Here is a 1,655-nt window from a genome sequence, read left to right on the forward strand (position 1 = left end):
ACTCCGAGTGGGTGGAGTGGTTGGTGGGTGTGGAGTGGTCGGAGGTGGCTGAGGAGGGTGTGGCTGCGGGGTTGTCGGGGCGGTGGTGTGTGGTCGGTGGGTCCGGTGAGGTGGATCTGGGGCCGGGTGTGTCGTTGGTGGGGGAGGTGTCGCGGGCGGAGCATGTGGTGTTCGTGGCTCCTGTGGCCGAGCCGGTGGGTGACGGTGTTTCGGGGGTGGGTGGGTCTGCCGGTGATGCGGCGCGTGCGTTGTCGTTGTCGGTGGGGTTGCTGGAGCTGGTGCGGGAGTCGGTGGCTTGTGCGGTGCCTCCGCGGTTGTATGTGGTGACGTCTTCGGGTCAGGTGGTGCGGGGGCTGGAGCGGCCGGATCCGGCGCATGGTGCGTTGTGGGGTCTGGTGCGGACGGTGAACGCCGAGCATCCGGAGCTGCGGTGTGTGGTGGTGGACGGTGACGGGGTGACGCCGCTGGAGCGGTTGTTGCGTACGGAGCTGTCGTACAGCGCGGTACGGGGAGGGACGCGGCTGCGGCCGGAACTCGCCCCCGCCGCCGACCCCACCCCCGACCCCGTCCCGAGCCGGCTCGTCCTCACCGAGTACGGCGGCCCGGAGTACCTCCGGTCGGAGCCGGCCCGGCGCCGGGCCCCGGAAGCGGGCGAGGTCGAGATCGAGGTGCGGGCCGCCGGCCTCAACTTCCGTGACGTGCTCATCTCGCTGGGCATGATGCGGGACCACTACGCACGGACCTACGGTCTCGAACACGCCCGCGACATCGCGCTCGGCTTCGAATGCGCGGGCGTCGTCACCGCCGTCGGCCCCGGCGTCACCGAACCGGCCGTCGGCGACGCCGTGATGGCGATGACGGAGGGCGGCTTCGCGGACTACGTCACCACACCGGCCGGCCAGGTGGCCCCGCTGCCCGAGGGGCTGTCCCCGGCCGAGGGCGCCACGATCCCGCTGGCCTTCCTCACCGCCTATTACGCCCTGGCCCGGCTGGCCGGTCTGCGGTCCGGCGAGCGGGTGCTGGTGCACGCGGCCTCCGGCGGCGTCGGCGGGGCCGCGGTGCAGATCGCGCGGGCACTCGGCGCGGAGGTGTTCGCCACGGCCGGCGCCGGCAAACGGGACGCGGTACGGGCCCTGGGCGTCACCCACGTCCTGGACTCCCGCAGCACCTCGTTCGCCGACGAGTTGCTGGCCCTCACCGGCGGAGAGGGCGTCGACGTCGTCCTCAACAGCCTCAGCGGTGACTTCATCCCCGCCGGGCTGTCGGTGCTCGCCCCCGGCGGACGCTTCGTCGAGATGGGCAGGCTGGGCATCTGGTCCCCCGAGCGGATGCGGAGCGCACGGCCCGACGTCGGCTACTTCCCGTTCGACCTCGGCGACGACGCCGAACGCGACGGCACGCTGCTGCCCGGCCTGTTCAAGGCCCTGGGCGACCTGTTCGCGGCCGGTGCGCTGCGCCCGCTGCCCATGACGGTGTTCCCCCGCCGCGACGCGGCCCGCGCCTATGCCCATATGCAGCACACCCGGCACATCGGAAAGGTCGTGCTCAGCTTCGACCGGCCGGTGCGGTTGTCGTCGGAGGCGGCGTATCTGATCACTGGTGGTCTGGGTGGTCTGGGGTTGTGTGTGGCGCGTCGGCTGGTGGCGGAGGGTGCC

At 72.4% G+C, this 1,655-nt stretch carries 1 protein-coding gene; it reads left to right on the forward strand.

Annotated features, from left to right (window positions below; translation table 11 throughout):
- Positions 1–29: 29 nt before the first annotated feature.
- Positions 30–1,655 (forward strand): zinc-binding dehydrogenase (locus tag LZ604_RS35435; protein ID WP_505016498.1); only part of this gene is annotated, 1,626 nt, incomplete at its 3' end.

The sequence above is a fragment of the Streptomyces glomeratus genome (assembly GCF_021462825.1).
Taxonomy (GTDB): domain Bacteria; phylum Actinomycetota; class Actinomycetes; order Streptomycetales; family Streptomycetaceae; genus Streptomyces; species Streptomyces glomeratus.